General features: G+C 47.5%; 10 protein-coding genes. 6 read left to right on the top strand and 4 right to left on the bottom strand.

Annotated features, from left to right (window positions below; all coding sequences use genetic code 11):
- Position 1: 1 nt before the first annotated feature.
- The 4 genes from CLC91_RS07275 to CLC91_RS07260 all read right to left on the bottom strand — a co-directional run bounded on the left by CLC91_RS07275 (position 2) and on the right by CLC91_RS07260 (position 7,627).
- On the bottom strand, positions 2-2,074 hold the full coding sequence (locus CLC91_RS07275) for an MtrB/PioB family decaheme-associated outer membrane protein (RefSeq protein ID WP_095498268.1): 2,073 nt from the start codon (positions 2,072-2,074) through the stop codon (positions 2-4).
- 15 nt (positions 2,075-2,089) lie between these two features.
- The gene (locus CLC91_RS07270; RefSeq protein ID WP_233132600.1) at positions 2,090-3,028 is read right to left on the bottom strand and encodes a DmsE family decaheme c-type cytochrome; all 939 of its coding nucleotides are present in this window, start codon (positions 3,026-3,028) and stop codon (positions 2,090-2,092) included.
- 73 nt (positions 3,029-3,101) lie between these two features.
- Positions 3,102-5,093, bottom strand: coding sequence for an OmcA/MtrC family decaheme c-type cytochrome (locus CLC91_RS07265; protein ID WP_218833165.1), 1,992 nt, complete (start codon positions 5,091-5,093; stop codon positions 3,102-3,104).
- A gap of 110 nt (positions 5,094-5,203) precedes the next feature.
- Positions 5,204-7,627, bottom strand: coding sequence for an OmcA/MtrC family decaheme c-type cytochrome (locus CLC91_RS07260; RefSeq protein WP_158220712.1), 2,424 nt, complete (start codon positions 7,625-7,627; stop codon positions 5,204-5,206).
- 685 nt (positions 7,628-8,312) lie between these two features.
- Here CLC91_RS07260 and CLC91_RS07255 point away from each other — a divergent pair.
- From CLC91_RS07255 to CLC91_RS07230, 6 genes are all read left to right on the top strand, one after another.
- On the top strand, positions 8,313-8,549 hold the full coding sequence (locus tag CLC91_RS07255) for a FeoA family protein (RefSeq protein ID WP_095498576.1): 237 nt from the start codon (positions 8,313-8,315) through the stop codon (positions 8,547-8,549).
- Positions 8,549-10,885: a Fe(2+) transporter permease subunit FeoB gene (feoB, locus tag CLC91_RS07250; protein ID WP_095498264.1), complete on the top strand. Its 2,337-nt coding sequence runs from the start codon at positions 8,549-8,551 to the stop codon at positions 10,883-10,885. The genes CLC91_RS07255 and feoB overlap by 1 nt, the downstream gene beginning before the upstream one ends.
- Positions 10,886-11,035: 150 nt before the next feature.
- Positions 11,036-12,703 (top strand): glutamine--tRNA ligase, encoded by a 1,668-nt coding sequence (glnS, locus tag CLC91_RS07245; protein WP_095500214.1) that lies wholly within the window; start codon positions 11,036-11,038, stop codon positions 12,701-12,703.
- Between the two features lie 185 nt (positions 12,704-12,888).
- Positions 12,889-14,274 (top strand): sensor histidine kinase, encoded by a 1,386-nt coding sequence (locus tag CLC91_RS07240; protein WP_095500213.1) that lies wholly within the window; start codon positions 12,889-12,891, stop codon positions 14,272-14,274.
- Positions 14,271-14,912, top strand: a complete 642-nt coding sequence (locus CLC91_RS07235; protein ID WP_095498261.1) for a response regulator — start codon at positions 14,271-14,273, stop codon at positions 14,910-14,912. Before CLC91_RS07240 ends, CLC91_RS07235 begins: the two co-directional genes overlap by 4 nt.
- 186 nt (positions 14,913-15,098) lie before the next feature.
- On the top strand, positions 15,099-16,805 hold the full coding sequence (locus tag CLC91_RS07230) for an Ig-like domain-containing protein (protein ID WP_095500212.1): 1,707 nt from the start codon (positions 15,099-15,101) through the stop codon (positions 16,803-16,805).
- Positions 16,806-16,819: the final 14 nt, after the last annotated feature.

The raw sequence follows: 16,819 nt of genomic DNA, 5'->3' as shown, positions 1-16,819 counted from the left end.
ACTACAGTTTGTAGTTTACGCTCAAGAACACCATGTGAGCGGTGTAATCGTGGCGCTGATCGCCAAAGGTTACAACGTTCCAAATGGTATCTTGGCTGGTTCCTGCATTGGCGAAGTCGGTATCCTGATACTTCTCCATGCGGTAATCAACGCGTAAGCTGGCTTTCTCAGTAATCTGATAAGCAGCGTAAGCATTTAGGTTATGTACTTTAGCGAAGTAATCACCGTAGTTGCTTGGTATACCGTTGGTTACCTTAGTATCTGAGTTCGAGTCAGCATAACTATAATCTAGACCCAGGCGAAGCTTGTCTTCCATCAAATCAGTTTTGCTGATACCGGCACCATAGGTCTTAATGGTATCTTCAACTTCTCCATACCAAGTAGGCGCGCCAAAGTTGGCTGAGCCGGCTTGCTCGGAGTTGATTTGCTGGCCAGAGAAGAAGGCGTAAGTGTTTAAGCCTTTCGAAATCTGGTAGTTCGCATTGATGTCGTAGAATTTATCTTCTGCTTCAGTTAGGCCGATTGCCGTATTGTGGTAATCGTCGTAAGCGTAGCGGAAGCCAGCATCAAGCGTCAGGCTGTCGATTGGTGTGTGGCTAACGCGTAACTCAGTCGCTGTGCGTTTGCGATCCGCTAAATAGTACTTGCGAAGCAGAGGGTTATTCTCGCTCGAAGTATAAGCATTGGCTAGGAACTCAGAGCCATCACGCTCTCCGTAACTGCCTTTTACCCACATGTCCCAGCGTTCAAAACCGTTATAACGCAATTTACCCCAACCGGTATGCTCTTCAGTCTCTTCGCGGTCTTGATTACTGCGCTCATCTTTGCGGTAGTCGTAACCTGCTTCGGCACGAAGACCTTGAATGATGCGATAATCGGCACCTAATTTAGCGCGTTGAGTACGAATGTCATATTGAACATTCTCAACCACACGGCCATTGACGTTGTCGATGCTGATTTGAGTATATTGCTCAGTATTCGTTTTGTTTTCACGATCACTGTAGTCATAAGCAGCGTGCAGACGCAATTGCCGATTAAGGCGAGAAGTCACCTTGAAATTCGCTTGAGTTAGATCGACTTTGCCATCGAGTGACGATACCGGTACATCGTAACGGTAATTTTGAGTAACGTAGTCGCTGTCTTGAGTCATTTGAGTCTTGTTCACACGACCGGAGAAGTGCGTACTGTTAAGACTGTATTGACCCATGAGCGATACCGTGTGCGCTTGGTTATCAGGGTCCAGCGCCATGGTACCTTGCGTTTGGCCACCGAAGGTCGGCAAAAAGGCGTTATCAAAAGTCAGTGATGAGTACTCGTTGGTAAAGCGAGAGCCATTATAGCTAATAGCGGTAAACCAGTTGTCGCCTTTCAAGCGAACGCCGGCTTCTACGCTGTCGGTTGTGTAATCAACCGGTGCCGCTAACATCATTGATTGATTAAAGAACGCACCTGAAGTGGTTTTTAATCCTTCTTTAGTTTCACGGCTGTAGTCAACGTAGGTGCTCCACAAGCTTTCACCTTGGTACTCTGCACCAATGAACGCCTTTTGACGCTTTTGCTTCAGGCGAACACCGTTAGCACTTAGCTGCGACATGTCTCCTGTGTTACCCGCAGGCACCCAATTATCAGGCAAGGTTAAGTTGTCGCTGCCATTACCTGAATACGGGGTTCTTACGTCATCATTGTAGGTGGCAATTTGACGTAAACCTACCTCTAGGTTGGCTACGCCTTGCTTACCGGCATTAATGGTAATGTCGCCACGCTCTGTGCCAAGTTCGTTGGCTTCCAAAGTCGCACGATGAGCGCCGCGAGTGTAGGTAACGTCGGCATCGGCTCGGCCAAAGTAGTTATCTTCAACACCGAAGTTGTTCATACTGTTGACGTCATTGAAATCCGCGCCACCGGCACCGATACTCACGTCGCCACTCGCACCTTGTTCAACGGTACAGGCTTTACATTCCCACTTGTCGAACTTTACTTTCTCGGTATTGGCTTGGCTTAAGTCAAAGCTTGCCATGGCAAGGCCAGGCTGTGCAATCAGCGCCAAAGTGATGAGGTTGAGCTTAAATTTCATCTTGTACTCTCCCTGTTAGCGCTGCAGCAACTTGCCAGATGGATGGTTTGAACCATGCACTTGGCTGTGACAATTCATACAGCTACGACCGCCGGTGAAGGCGTTGTTGTTGCCACCGAGATATGGGTTGCTCGCGTGTCCATCAGCTGCGTGACATTGTTGACACAGTTGTGGTGCACGAGTCTTAAGCATTGCATCGTTAACACTCCCGTGAGGGTTGTGGCACGAAACACAATTTTCTGTTACTGGCGCGTGTTCCCATAATTTAGGACCGCGTTTTTCCGCGTGACATTCGTAACAGGTTTCGTTAATGCTGGGCTTTACCAGGTCGGCGTCACTCAAGGTTCCGTGTGGGTTGTGGCAGTCGCTACAAACCATTTGAGCCCATTTTAGCGGGTGAGCACTTGGCTTAAGAGCGTCTGTTTTTTGTTGAGTGTGGCAACTGGTACACACTTCCATTTCGGTTTGCTTAGACAAGACCGGGTCGGATGCAGTGTGAATTTGGTGACATGATGCACAAGCAACGTCGGCATTGTCATGGTGACCACCATTCCAAGCCATACGTTTGTCATCTTTGTGACAGCTCATACAAACTGAGTTTTGCAACTCTGCTGATAGGCTCGAATTATCACCAAATGCGATCATTGGCTCGCGGCCACCGCGGTTGTGCGATCCTTGAGGTCCGTGACAGGCTTCACATTGTAAACCAGCCATTGGGCCTTTAGGGTTATCAGGGTTACCGTGTACGTTGTCAAAAATCGCTTTAACTTTGTCTGAGCGGCGGTGACACATCATGCAAGAGTCGGCACCTTTAGGAGAGTATTTACCTTCCGCAAACTTTGTTTCCAGTACTTTCTCAACTTCCGCAGGCGACATTTTGTCGTCCCACTTTGCCGCTACCGCTGCTTGGTTAACACCGGCAAATGCCAATGCTCCAAACAAGATAGAGACCATTATATTTTTATGTTTCATCATTATCTTCCCAATTCCATGCTAACTAGGGGAGGTGATACCTCCCCATCGTCAATTACATTTTGATCCGTGTGTGATCAGTGGTCGATAAATCGTGGCAGAAGAAACAAGTTTCAGACTGCGCAGCATCATTGGCTTGAGTGAAGTCGCCTTCAACGATGGCGCCTTGATTTTCAAGACCGTGACCAATGGAATCGGCGCTGTGGCACGATAGACAGGTTGCGGTGCGTGGCGTGGTGTAACCGTTAGCCATGCGAATTGCACCTTTGTCTTCGAACGCCGCGGTATTAAAGCTGTCGTGACATTGAGCACAATCTTTAATAATGGCTTCGCCGTTGTGCGTTTGGTGAATCTTCATTTCCCAAGCACCGTTGTTGCCTGGAGCGTAAGTACCTTCTGGCGTATGACAAGTCACACAGGCATCGGTACCCACACGCAGTTCACCATTTACTTCGCGACCCATTTGCTCTTCGGTCATAACGAAACCAGCGTGGTATCCTTTGTGGATTTGCCAGTTGTCGCCGTGACAGTTCGTACAAGAAGCGAAGTTCACAGAATCAATATGACGCAAAGCTGGCGCATCACCCGATTTAGTTACGTGGGCTAAGTCGGCTTTCATACCTGTGTATTCAGAGGTACCGTCTGCGGCACAATCAACCAGCATGTCGGCATCAGAACACATGGCCAAACCTACAAAGGTAAACGCAGTGTCAGTATCGCCAGCACCAAACGGTAGGGCGCCGGTGTTGGCTACAATGTTGCCATCTTCAATGGTAGCCGATGGGTCTAGTTTGCCATCTTTAACCAAGTCGATGGTTACTTTCTTTTCAATGCCATTCGCTGGGTTAGCGTTGTACCCCATGACAGGGAAGTTAGGGCCAACGTTGGTGATGGTTTCTACGCGCTTGATTTTGTTCAATACAGAACTGGCGTCAATATCGTTGCCATCCATATCGTTTAAGCTAACAACAATGTTAACCGTATCAGGGTTTGTGTCGTCAGCAACGTACTCAAGTGTTACCGACATGCCTACTTGCTTAACCACTGCATCAGTGTTCATGGCTTTACGAAGGTGAAGCTCTTCAGTCCACTGTGGGTTATGACAAGCAACACAGTTAGAGTTATCTAACTGTTGAGTGTGGCCTTGACCGGCTTTGAAATCGATATCGTGGCAGCTTGAACAAGTTTCCATGGTTGGAACGCGTGTCCAGTTGCCCCATTCGGCTAATTCTTCACTTTCAACGTGGCAGCTTTGACAGTTATTTTGTAATAAGTGCTCAGCTTTCTCACCAGTGTAATCATTACCATATTTGTCGGTAAAGCTCTTAGTGGTGTTGTGAATGTTATGAACTAAGTGTTTCCACTGAGTTTCAGTGCGGAATGAGCCGTTATGGCAGGTTGCACAGGTTTCGTTGGTTTCGTAGCTGCCGTGACGACGAGTCAACGGTGTACCTTCGGTATGACAGGCGGTACATGCTTCGTGGCTAACGATGTCTTTGGTGTAGTGCGCTGCACCACCTTGACCATTGTAGTCTGCAACGATTTCACGACGAGGAACTTCAGTAACACCATCGGCTAAGGTTTTGCCTTCACCGCCAGCGTATACGTTGAAACGTTGAGTTAATTGCTCGTCGAACGCGCTGAGATCAGGAGTAAAGGTGTAGTAGCCGTTCTTTTGGTCTACATAGTTATCGGCACCTGATACACGGCCGGTGCGTTCCCACTCGGCACTGTCGCCAGGAGAGGTGACACCTTGTGGTGTTAGTTGAGCGATAACCATACCCATACCGGTAATACCAACAACGGGCTTACCTTCTTCGTTAGAAGCGTATACTTGAATGGTTGGTTGGCCATCTTCGTACTTAACTTGATCAATGGCCAAGTTCAATACTTCGATAGAAGTGGCTGGATCACCGCCTGGGCGACCTGGTTCACCAGGTTCACCTGGATCGCCGTCTTTACCATCGCTACCACAGCCAACGAGCGCCGCTGAAATCATGCTAGCTAGAACTAGTTTTTTCAGTTCGGATTTATGAAATTTCATTATAACTCCCTGCAATTTTTGCTCTTGTCTACTGTGACTTTATGTCAATCAGTGAGAGCCAAATTGCTAATAATCATAGGGCGGGGTCATTTGCCCCACCCGTAAGTGCCTAGTTAGTACTGAGTCGGGTGAACTTTATCAACACCTAAGGTTTTACCTTCTGCGTGACAAGCTGCACAGGTCTCATCGCCTGGTACGTATGTGCCAACTGGCGCGTAGTAAACACCACCGTTGCTTTCTACGTGCGCTTTAAAGCTGCTACCGCCGTGGCCTTCGTGACATGAGCCACACGTTGACGCTATTGGCGAAATTTCAGTTTGGACTTTACTACCATCCGTTTCAGCAACCACTAGGGCTAGCTGGTTCGCGGTATCTCCCATAGTAAGCTGACCTTTATCATGACAGCTTGCACAGTTAGCGTAGTGGTTAGGATAGGTAATCTTGTCGGCACGTTTGCTGGCATGCAATGTATGCGCTAACACCTTGAAATCAAGACTTTGATTAAGAGTTAGAACATGTCCCCAACTTAAGTGATGAGTAGAGGTAGTTGCATTATGGCAGCTTAGGCAAGTACCGTCTTGCAAGTTGCCACTGAGTTCACTTACATCGTGACATGCAGTACCACAGCCCATTTCTGGGACATTTTGGTGAATACCAGTCTTCGAGGTGTTCAGTTGGCCTTCGTGGCAGTTTTGACATTTAGCGGCATCAACCACTAGGCGTCGAGCATTTTGACCAACACCGATGGCTGGAGTTAGCACTTTAGCGATCACAGGCTTAATTGGCTGACCTTGGTCATCAGTCGCTGCACAATCAATGGCTTCGCCACCTTTCTCTGCACAAACTTCGAGGTGCGAGGTTAGGTTGGCTACGTCGGTGTCTTTCAGTTGAGCACCTGTAAAGGTGTATACCTTGAAGCCATCTTGGCCATCAGCAACGCTCAGGGCACTGCTGTCACCTTTATTTAGCTCAGCAATCACATCGAAGCGAACATTGTTGCCATTGGTATCTAGGTCACCAGGGAAGGTATAGTCTTGTTCGCCATTGCCGTATACGCGAATCGGTAATTTGCTTAACTCAGCAATTTCATTCGGCGCTTGAGCGTATACGCTATCGTCCGATGGGTTGGTTAACTTAAGCTCGAAGGTTAGAGTACCAGTAGCGATACCTTGGCCATCACGGGTAAAGGTACCGTTGCGAGTTTCCAGAGCGAACATCTCAGCCGCTTTCATGCGAGCCGTTTGAGTCGCCATGTGGAACTTAGTAGCACCAATGGGGTTGTCAGAGTCGGCGTGACAAGAGTTACAGCCTTCTGCCCACGCTTTTTCGAACTGATAGTTACCATCGGCATCAGCGTAGTGGAATAAACCGCGAGCGGTGCCGTCCCAATCTGCTGGCGCGTATTTCTCGTGACAGCTTAGGCAGGCTTCTTGACGGTGGAAGTTGTAGAAGTTCGCTTGTGCAGGAGCACCTTCGCCTTCAATGTGACACGCCTGACATGCGTTGTACTCAGCTGGGAAGGTAACGTCTGAATAGTCATGACCGCTGCCACCGTATCCAACCATGAAGTAGTTGGCTTTGTGAATGCGGTGAAGCATAGAACCAAAGTCGATGGTTGCACCGGTTTCTGGATCACCAGAGTAGGTGGTGTGACACACTACGCAGTTTTCGATTTCAAAGCGCTTACCACCGTGTAGAACCAACTTAGGCGCCCATGGGTGATCGTAGTCATCTGAGTGACAACGAATGCAAGACTCTTTCAAAGAAACTAGGTTACGGCTTTCATCAGCAGGGGCTGCGGTGCCAGTGCTAGGAATGAAGTCATAAAAAGTATTGATCAATTTTTCTTTAGGACCGCCACGAGTAACCGCAAGTTCCATGGTTACACGGTGAACGAGGTCGCCATCGAAACTGGTATCAATGACTTCAATGTCGCTGTATTCGTTAATCTTCTTAGAGAAGGTATAACGGTAGTGACCCGCTTCTTCAAGCTGTTCGATACAAGCCGTTTTACAGCTTGATTCAATGTTTGCTTGGAACTGAGCACCTTGATGCTGGTCCCAATCGGCAGGGAAGCCATCAGTGTTTGTTGGCGGAACCGGTTGGACCATGTTGTTAATGTAACTGGTCCATTGCAGGCTCTTAGTACCTTTCATCGGTGTGGCACTTGGTGCGCTTGGCGCGTAACCCGGTAGCGGGCGAGAGCGCGTTTGCAGTTCGGTAAGCTTAGCAATACCAAAACCTAGACCGTTAATATTTTCTAGCTCTTTAAGGCCAGAAACGGCAACGCCATTGGCATTGGTAAGATCGAAATCTACGGTAATGGTGCCATCATTGATTTGCGCATCTAAGATTGCAGCGTTAAGGCTAGTGGCATCTTGAATGTCGATGGTTACCGGACCTGGACCACCAGGTTCACCTGGGTTGCCATCTTCTCCGTCTTTGCCGTCTTTACCACAGCCAGATAGAGCGAGTGACAATACACCAGCACTTAACAACGCCTTAGCGGCGAGATTAAAGTTGAAGTGTGTTTTCATGTTTGTTCCCTGCATAGTTTTTTGTTTTCGATGGCGACGTTTCATCAGGCGTGGTCATCAAAAATTATGTGGAAAAATTTCCACCGCTAAGGGTATCGATTCCTCAGCATTACTTCAGTTTCTATGGTGACGTTTTGTGAGCCTTATCAAGCTATTTAATTATAGGTATGCCAGCTCTATACACTTCACCCCACAGAGGTTACAGCGACGCAACATTTAACCAACATCTATTAGAGAGCTCTAATGTAGCGACGTTAGGAATTATGGTGCTGTAACATGCTGATATAAGTATATAAAACAATTGTTTGAATACCCTCACCAAATGTCAGGTTTTGTGATGTTGATCACGCGCCAAAGCGACCTTTTGCAGGTCGAGAATGTTAAAAAGGTGATAAGGAGGGAGTTGCTGTGTTCGGGCTTCTAGAAAAGTGTGAAGGTGATCACAAAAAAACAAAGGCGCTCACTTGTTGCCTGCTTACACAAAAGCGTCACATAACGCCTTATTTGGAGCGTTTTGGGTAACATTTTTGAAGTGGGCTTAATAACTTAGGCAAAGCGCCTTGGTTACAATTGAAAATTATTCTCATTATTAATCGTAAACATGATCTTGATTAAGTTTTTGCTCAAATCCTTTGGGTAGACTAGCGGCTATTCAGAGACATCGTTGTTATCTTTTGAGGTAAGCATGAAGTTAAGCGAGCTAGGCTCCGGTAAGCAAGCCATTATCAGCAGCATAGTAGGGCAGCAGTTGCCTAGCGCCACCAAGCGCAAGTTGTTATCCATGGGGGTTACTCCGCAGAGTCGAGTTCAAGTGATTCGAAGAGCGCCACTGGGTTCAAATATCGAGATAAAGATTCGAGGAAGCTTGTTGTGTTTACGAAAAGATTTAGCCGAAAACATTTTTGTTGAGGAGTGTAAATAATGGCCTCGAATTGTCATTGCGATAGCCCAACTGCACTGAAATCTGGAAAGCATTTCCACTGTGTAACCGTGGGTAATCCGAATGCGGGTAAATCGACACTTTTTAATGCCTTAACGGGCGGCAATCAGCACGTTGGTAACTGGTCTGGTGTAACGGTAGAAAAGAAAACAGGTGAGTTTCAACTTGCGGGCCAATCGATACATTTAACGGATTTACCCGGGATTTACGATCTTATTCCTGCAAGTTCTGATAATCAGGGCAGCCTCGATGAAGTCATTGCCCAACAGTTTTTGGCGGATCAACAGGTGGACGCCATTATCAATCTGGTTGATGCCACCAATCTCGAACGTCATCTTTATTTAACCGTGCAACTGCTTGAGCTAAACATTCCAATGTTGGTGGTCATCAATAAAATTGACGTAGCCAGCAAGCAGGGAATCGCAATCGATGAGCGCGCCATCAGTCGTGCAATTGGTTGTCAGGTTATTTCTGCAAACTCCAAAAACCCGAATGATATAAAACACATTCAGCAGCACGTGGTTGAATTGGTAAATTGTTTAGATTGCGACAGTGATTTTAGCATTGATTACGGCGATACCATTGAAGAGGCAATCCAACAATTAGCCGGTGAATACCAGCAACAGCAAAGTCGTGGCAGTTTGTTATCGGTACTTGCGCAACCGTCAACCTCGGCGATGGCGACTAATGAGGCACAACGTAAGCAAGGTGATCGGATTCGCGAGGAATTAAGCGAGAAGGGCTTTGATACCGACTTAGCCTTAGCGACTGCGCGCTACCAAGCTGTTGAGGGGATGTGCGAGCAAGCACTAAAAGACAGCAAGGTTCGAACCATGACGGATCGCATCGACGAAGTGGTTTTACACCCGATATTAGGGGTGCCTATCTTCTTGTTGGCCATGTATTTAATGTTTATGTTCGCCATTAACGTCGGTTCGGCCTTTATTGATTTCTTTGATATTGCTGCGGGCGCTATTTTTGTAGACCACGCCGGCGCGTTAATGACGACGCTAGGCTTCCCAGATTGGTTAAACGTTATTGTCGCCGGCGGTATTGGCGCCGGTATTCAAACCGTTGCTACGTTTATTCCGGTGATTGCCGCGTTGTTTTTGGCGCTATCGGTGATGGAAAGCTCAGGTTACTTGTCACGAGCGGCGTTTGTTATCGACGGTTTGATGAAGCGAATTGGATTACCTGGTAAGGCGTTCGTTCCAATGATTGTTGGATTTGGCTGTTCAGTGCCGGCAATTATGGCCACTCGCACCTTAGGGAACGAGCGCGAACGTATCGTGACTGGCATGATGACCCCGTTTATGTCGTGCGGTGCGCGATTACCGGTATATGCCTTATTTGCCGCGGCGTTTTTCCCAGAGCAAGGTCAGAATCTCGTGTTTCTGCTGTACGTTCTCGGTATTCTTGCCGCCATTGGCACCGGCTTAATGCTGCGTCACACCATCTTACCGGGTGACAGCAGCAGCAGTGTGATGGAACTGCCCAGTTACGAATTGCCAAAATTTAAAGCCATTATGAAACGCACCGGCAAACGCACCAAGGCGTTTATTAAAGGTGCCGGTGTAACCATTGTCATCGTTGTGACTGGGCTAAATTTTGTTAATTCCATTGGTACTGACGGCAGCTTCGGTCACGAAGACTCCGATGAGTCGGTACTGAGCGTGGTCAGTCAAACCGTAACACCAGTCTTTGCACCTATGGGCGTGAGTCAAGACAATTGGCCAGCAACGGTGGGTATTGTGACGGGTATCTTCGCTAAAGAAGCGGTTATTGGTACTTTGAACAGTCTTTATTCACACGAATCTGCCGATGAAGAGATAGCACCGTTGAGCGAGTCGTTAGCAGAAGCGTTCGCCACCATTCCGGAAAATTTACTGGGTATTGATCCAAAAGATCCAATGTCGGTGGATATTGGCGACGTAACGGATTTAGACGAGCAAGCCACAGAGTTAGAAGTGGAAATGACCACCTTTACTAATTTGCAAAATGGCTTTAGCTCCACCAGCGCTGCGTTTGCCTACTTGCTATTCATTTTGCTGTACACACCGTGCGTGGCCGCAATCGGTGCTTTGGTGGCGGAGTTTGGTAAAAAATGGGCGGCGTTTGCAGCAACATGGACCTTTATGCTGGCTTATGGCTCAGCCACGGGCTTCTATCAAATCGTTAACTTCAGTGCTCAGCCGGTTGAGGCCAGCATTGCTCTAAGTTTGATAGTTGTCGTCTTTAGCAGTTACTTTTTGTGGCTTCGAAAGAAAGGTAAAGAACAGCAACAAATTATCCCAACCATGATAGTGACCAAAGGTTAACCGTCAATCGTTAGCCACTAGGGCTACGGGGATCAAAAAGCTACCTTAAAGGGTGGCTTTTTTATTGTAACTAAGCGGCTAATGTAGGATTATACACGGCTATCTTAGAAGTATACGACTAGGGCTGTCCTAACAGTAAGGGGATATCGTATGAGCGCTGTGGACTCTGAAAACCGTCCGAGCAATTTTATTCGCAACATCATTGATTCCGATTTGGCCGCGGGCAAACACAATGCCGTAAAAACGCGCTTTCCGCCGGAGCCTAACGGCTATTTGCACATCGGTCATGCTAAATCTATTTGCTTGAACTTCGGTATTGCTAAAGACTACCAAGGTACTTGTAATCTTCGCTTTGATGATACCAATCCTGAAAAAGAAGACATCGACTTCGTTAACTCAATACAATCGGATGTTAGCTGGTTGGGCTTTAAATGGGATGGCGATATCCGTTATTCGTCAGACTATTTCGACCGCTTGCACGGCTATGCCATTGAGCTGGTAGAAAAAGGACTGGCCTATGTAGACTTTTTGAGTGCCGAACAAATGCGAGAGTACCGCGGCACCTTAAAAGAGCCAGGCAAAAACTCGCCTTATCGAGATACCTCTGTAGAAGAGAACCTTGCCCTGTTCGAGAAGATGCGTGCCGGCGAGATGAAGGAAGGTGAGTGTTGCTTACGCGCTAAAATTGATATGGCGTCGCCGTTCATGGTAATGCGCGATCCGGTGTTATACCGTGTTAAGTTTAGCCATCATCATCAAACGGGAGATAAGTGGTGCATTTACCCTATGTACGACTTTACCCACTGCATCTCAGATGCCATCGAAAACATCACTCATTCGCTGTGCACTCTAGAGTTTCAAGATAACCGGCGTTTGTACGATTGGGTTTTGGATAATATTTCCATTAAAGCACGACCACATCAGTATGAGTTTTCCCGCTTAAACCTTGAATACACTTTGATGTCCAAACGTAAGCTCAGTGCACTGGTGGAAGAAGGTAAGGTGAGTGGCTGGAATGACCCTCGTATGCCAACCATTGCTGGATTGCGTCGTCGCGGCTATACACCGGCTTCTATTCGTGAGTTCTGTTTACGAATCGGTGTGACCAAGCAAGACAATTTGGTAGAAATGGGCATGTTGGAAGCCTGCATTCGTGACGATTTAAACGCCAATGCACCACGAGCAATGGCGGTTATGGATCCGATTAAATTGGTCATTGAGAACTGGGACGGCGACCCACAAATGATCGAAGCTCCGTTGCATCCTAATAAACCGGAAATGGGTACGCGCCAGCTGCCGTTTTCGAAAGAGATCTGGATTGATCGAGCCGACTTTAAAGAGTCAGCGAATAAGAAATACAAACGTTTAGTGCTGGGTAACGAGGTGCGTTTGCGCAATGCCTATGTGGTTTCTGCTGATCGCTTTGAAACCGATGAAGCCGGCAATGTCACCACTATCTACGGTCAATACGACAAAGATACGCTCGGCAAAAACCCTGAGCCGCGGGAAGGGCGCAAGGTGCGCGGTGTTATTCACTGGGTAGCAGCGTCCCATGCACAAGCGGCTGAGTTTAGGTTGTACGATCGCTTGTTTAAAGTGGCTAACCCGAATGGACTAGACATCGAAGAAGCACTCAACCCAGACAGCTTAGTGGTTAAAAAAGGCTATGCTGAACTGAGTTTAGCCAACGCACCTAGTGAGCAAGCGTACCAGTTTGAGCGAGAGGGTTATTTCTGTGCTGACAGCCAAGACTCTAACGCCGAAGCGCTGGTGTTTAACCGCACCGTTGGGCTAAGAGATTCCTGGGGACAGGGTTAGTAAGCCTAAGTGCTGCTATCAAGCCGTGGCCATGTGCCGCGGCTTTTTTATGGGTATAGCCATAGCAGCATTTTGAGAAGCCTTTCACAAAGTATTAGCTAGGTTACCTTAAACGGCCGGGTTTTCTTTCTAAGCTATTCTCTGCCTCACAGTTTTGAGACTTTCAAATCTGTATATTTCACGCTATGAATCAAACTGCCATTTTCATTATTTACTTAATTTACGGTTTGGCCTTTTTTGCCATCGGAGCGGCCATTACCTTCCGTAATATTAGATTTTCAAACTTAGCCATTGCCAGTGCGTTACCTGCATTGGCGACATTTGGCTATGTGCACGGCGTGCACGAATGGTCAGAAATGTACTGGCTATTGATGCAGGAATCCCTCGATCAATCTAACTGGATGTTGGCTGAAGGCGGGCGCGTACTCAAGTTGGCGGTGTCATACTTTGCGATGGTTTGGTTTGCATGGGCCATGTTGGACGTTAATAAACTTAAGCATAAAGAGTGGTTTAAGGCACTGACTTTATGTGTTTTAGGCATTTACGTCGCGGTTATGTTATTCCATTGGCAAGTATTGAGCGTGGATCGTTATCTGAGTCAAAGCGCTGTTTTTACACGACTGGTATTTGGCTTTGGAGCGTCCTTCACTGCAGGCGTGCTGCTCATTCGTTATGGCTTAAACCTAAAGAAGCAAAGCGGTTTGGGTGGGCGCTATTTCGCCTACAGCGGTTTCGCTCTAATTGGATATGGCATCGCCGCAGGCCTTGTAAAAGGGGAGTACGGTTTATGGGTGCCAATGCTTCGAAGCTTCATGGCGATTTTACTGCTGCTGTTCTTACTGCAGGCATTAAAAGTATTTGATAGTGAACGGGAAAAGCAAATTCAATCGCAGTTAAAAAAGGCCATGCAAAACGATAGGATCGCGAGCTTGGGGCAGCTGGCAGCTGGTATTGCCCACGAAATCAAAACGCCGTTAGCTAACGCAACCTTAGCGTTGGATGTGTTAAAGAAGAAATCCGATAACGAAGAGCATCTGCAACTATTATCTCGCATAAAGCGCAGCCTACTTCGTGCCAACCACATTACTCAAGAGGTGCTTACCTTTGCGCGCACTGAGTCGGCGTCTCCTCAACGTCTTCAGGTGCTTACCTTGGTTAATTCGGCACTGGATCTATTAGCCTATCGTGCTCGAGATTTTCACATACTTACGGATGTGTCAGCAGAATTGGTCGTTGAAGGGGATAAAGTGGCGCTGGAAGAAGTGTTAATTAATCTTTTGACAAACGCCATGGACGCCAGTGACCAAGGCGGCAACATAAGCATCGTTGCCGCTCAAAGCGAAGGTCTTGTTCGCATTGAGATTCGCGACCAAGGGAGTGGCATCAGTGAGCACATCTTGGATAAGGTGTTTAACCCATTTTTCACCACCAAGAGTGCCGGTAAGGGCACGGGGCTGGGGCTCAGTATTAGCCGAGAAATTATCGAACAGCACCTTGGTCAATTGTTCATGGAAAATAAACAACAAGGTGTATTAGTGACTGTTTGCTTGCCTTCAGGAGAGGCTGTATGAATCTGAAACTCTTGTTAGCGGAAGACGACGATGATCTTCGACAAACGCTGGTGGAGGCATTAGAAATGGAAGGCTTTGATGTGTACGCTTGCGTGGATGCCGAAGAGGCCATCGAAGCGGCGGAAAACGACCGCTTTGACTTGGCATTGCTGGATATGATCATGCCAGGTGCAACCGGCATTGAAGCCATTTCCAATATTGTCCGTTCGCAGCCCAATATCGGTATTGTCATTTCTACCGCATTTGGCACGGTAGCCACCGCCGTCGATGCCATGAAAAAAGGTGCCCATGAGTTCATCTCTAAACCCTTTGATTTAGAAAGCTTAGTGATGACGTTAAAACGGGTTCATGCCCAAAGAACCACGCCGCCAAGTTTAGCCGGCGAGAAAGCCGATAAAGTGTTTGCCGCCTTGGCCAACCCGATTCGCAGACAAACGTTATTGAAGCTTATGGTGCACAAAAGGCTTAGGTTTATGGACCTGTGCCGACTGGTGGAAGTGGACAATCATACTCGTTTCAATTTCCACATTCGTCAACTCAAACAAGCTTCACTTGTCGAACAAAGTGAGAGTAAGGTCTACTTTCTGACAACTGAAGGCAAAAAGCTGTGTGCCTCCTTATTTAGCGAGCAAAACTAGCAAAGCCGCTATGACTATAGTTTGCAACCATTATGATAAGAAAAATTGACAGCTATAATCATGTTGTCAATTTTACTTATCTAGCATCACATTCTTATTAAACCCATTATCGCTCCCGAAAATTTATAAAGCATCGATTACAGGTGCGAATTCAGTAAGCATGACTAATCATGCAGGGAGTAGAAAATGAAAACAGGTCATAGTGCTAAGTTATTAGCCGTCATGATTGCATCAGCGTTAGCGGCTGGTTGTGGTAGTGATGACAATAACAATGATGCACCCAGCACCCCAGAAAATAACGCCCCAGTAGCCGGTGAGGTTGCTGTTTCCACTCAAGCCAATAATGTAGTGTTATTAGATGTGTTAGCGGCGGCAAGCGATGCCGATGGCGACGACATTACTTTGGTTGCGGACAGCATCTCAGCCTCAAGCGGTCAAGCTGTTATTTTTGGCGATAAAATCAGTTATTACCCAAGCTTAAGTGAAAGTGGCGAAATCAGCGTTAGCTATGCACTGAGCGATGGTATGGATCAAACCCAAGCAACCGCAACTGTAACGGTTGATGCTGTGAGCATGGACGTTGCCTACATGGGCACTCAAACCTGTCTTGGTTGCCACGCCGGCCACGACAGCTTCTTGAACCATGGGCATAACTTTAAAATTAACGAAATTACCAACGGTGAACTGCCGGATTATCCGTTCTCTAAAGATGAAATGGACGGTCGCTTAGCGCAGCTGCTGGAACGTCATCAAAATGGCGAATCTCGCATTGAAAATGCCGATATTCCTGCGTCGTACGCCGATGTACCTTACTTAATTGGTGGTTACCACTGGAAAGCTCGTTGGAGCGATGAAAACGGTTACGTGGTTGCCGGTACTGGGGTTCAGTTTAATAACCAAGCTGAAGAAGGTGCCGCGAATCAATGGGGTAACTATAAGGCCGGTGAAGTTCAAGATGCTGACGGTAATCAGTTGAAGCCAGGTCATACCTACGGTTGTGGTAACTGTCACAACACTGGATACAAGCGTTACGATGCTGATTTGAACCCTAATCGTCAATGGGGCCTTGATGGCGTTGGCGGTACTTGGGAGCTAAGCGGTGTTCAGTGTGAAGCTTGTCACGGTGCGGGTCATGAGCACGTTGCAACGATGACAGCCATTGCCAACACTCCTCATCACTTACCAAAAGGTGAACTGAACATTACGCTGCGCGCCCAGCCTCGTACGCTTGAGCAGCTGTCTGCCGATGATATGGGCTTTGGTCTACCCGTGCATTGTGGTGAATGCCACACTCGTGATGGTGAGCGTAAATTTGACTCTGCCTCTGGTACATACTTGTCACCGTTTAACAAAGCCTTCCCTGATAACCCAGTAACTCACGCTGGTCGCATTGTTGCGGATAAATATGGCCTTGGTAAGCACCACCAGACCGTTGATGAGTTGTTTGGACCTCACCCTGAAACCGGTGAAGGCATGGGTAAACATTTCGCTGCTGGCGTTGATTGTGCCGATTGCCACAACCCACATAAAACTGTGGTAAACCGCGACGCTGAAGGTCAAGACAGCAACCCATTCAACGTAACTTGTACCAACTGTCACACAGAGCAAGCGCCTAAGAGTCCAAGCCACGCGAATGTTGCTTGTACCACTTGTCACATGCCTGATACCGCTAAAAGCGCCATCTACAACGATGTGTCGCCAGCGCTAGGTGGCGATGACACGGTTCGCCTGGGTGACGTTAAAGGTCATATCTTCAAGATTGATTTGTCGAAAAACAATGATGATTTGATGATGAATGGCTTTGTTTACCCAGCACTGTCTCGTGATCAAGCTTGCGGCTCTTGCCATAGAGAGTCGTTCCGTGAAGTTGTGAAGGGCGTGACCATTCACTAACTCGCGTTAAAAAT

The organism is Paraferrimonas haliotis (assembly GCF_002282895.1).
GTDB classification, from domain to species: Bacteria; Pseudomonadota; Gammaproteobacteria; order Enterobacterales; family Shewanellaceae; genus Paraferrimonas; species Paraferrimonas haliotis.
The sequence above is the reverse complement of the archived record's forward strand: the minus strand, read 5'-3'. Positions and strand labels throughout refer to the sequence as shown.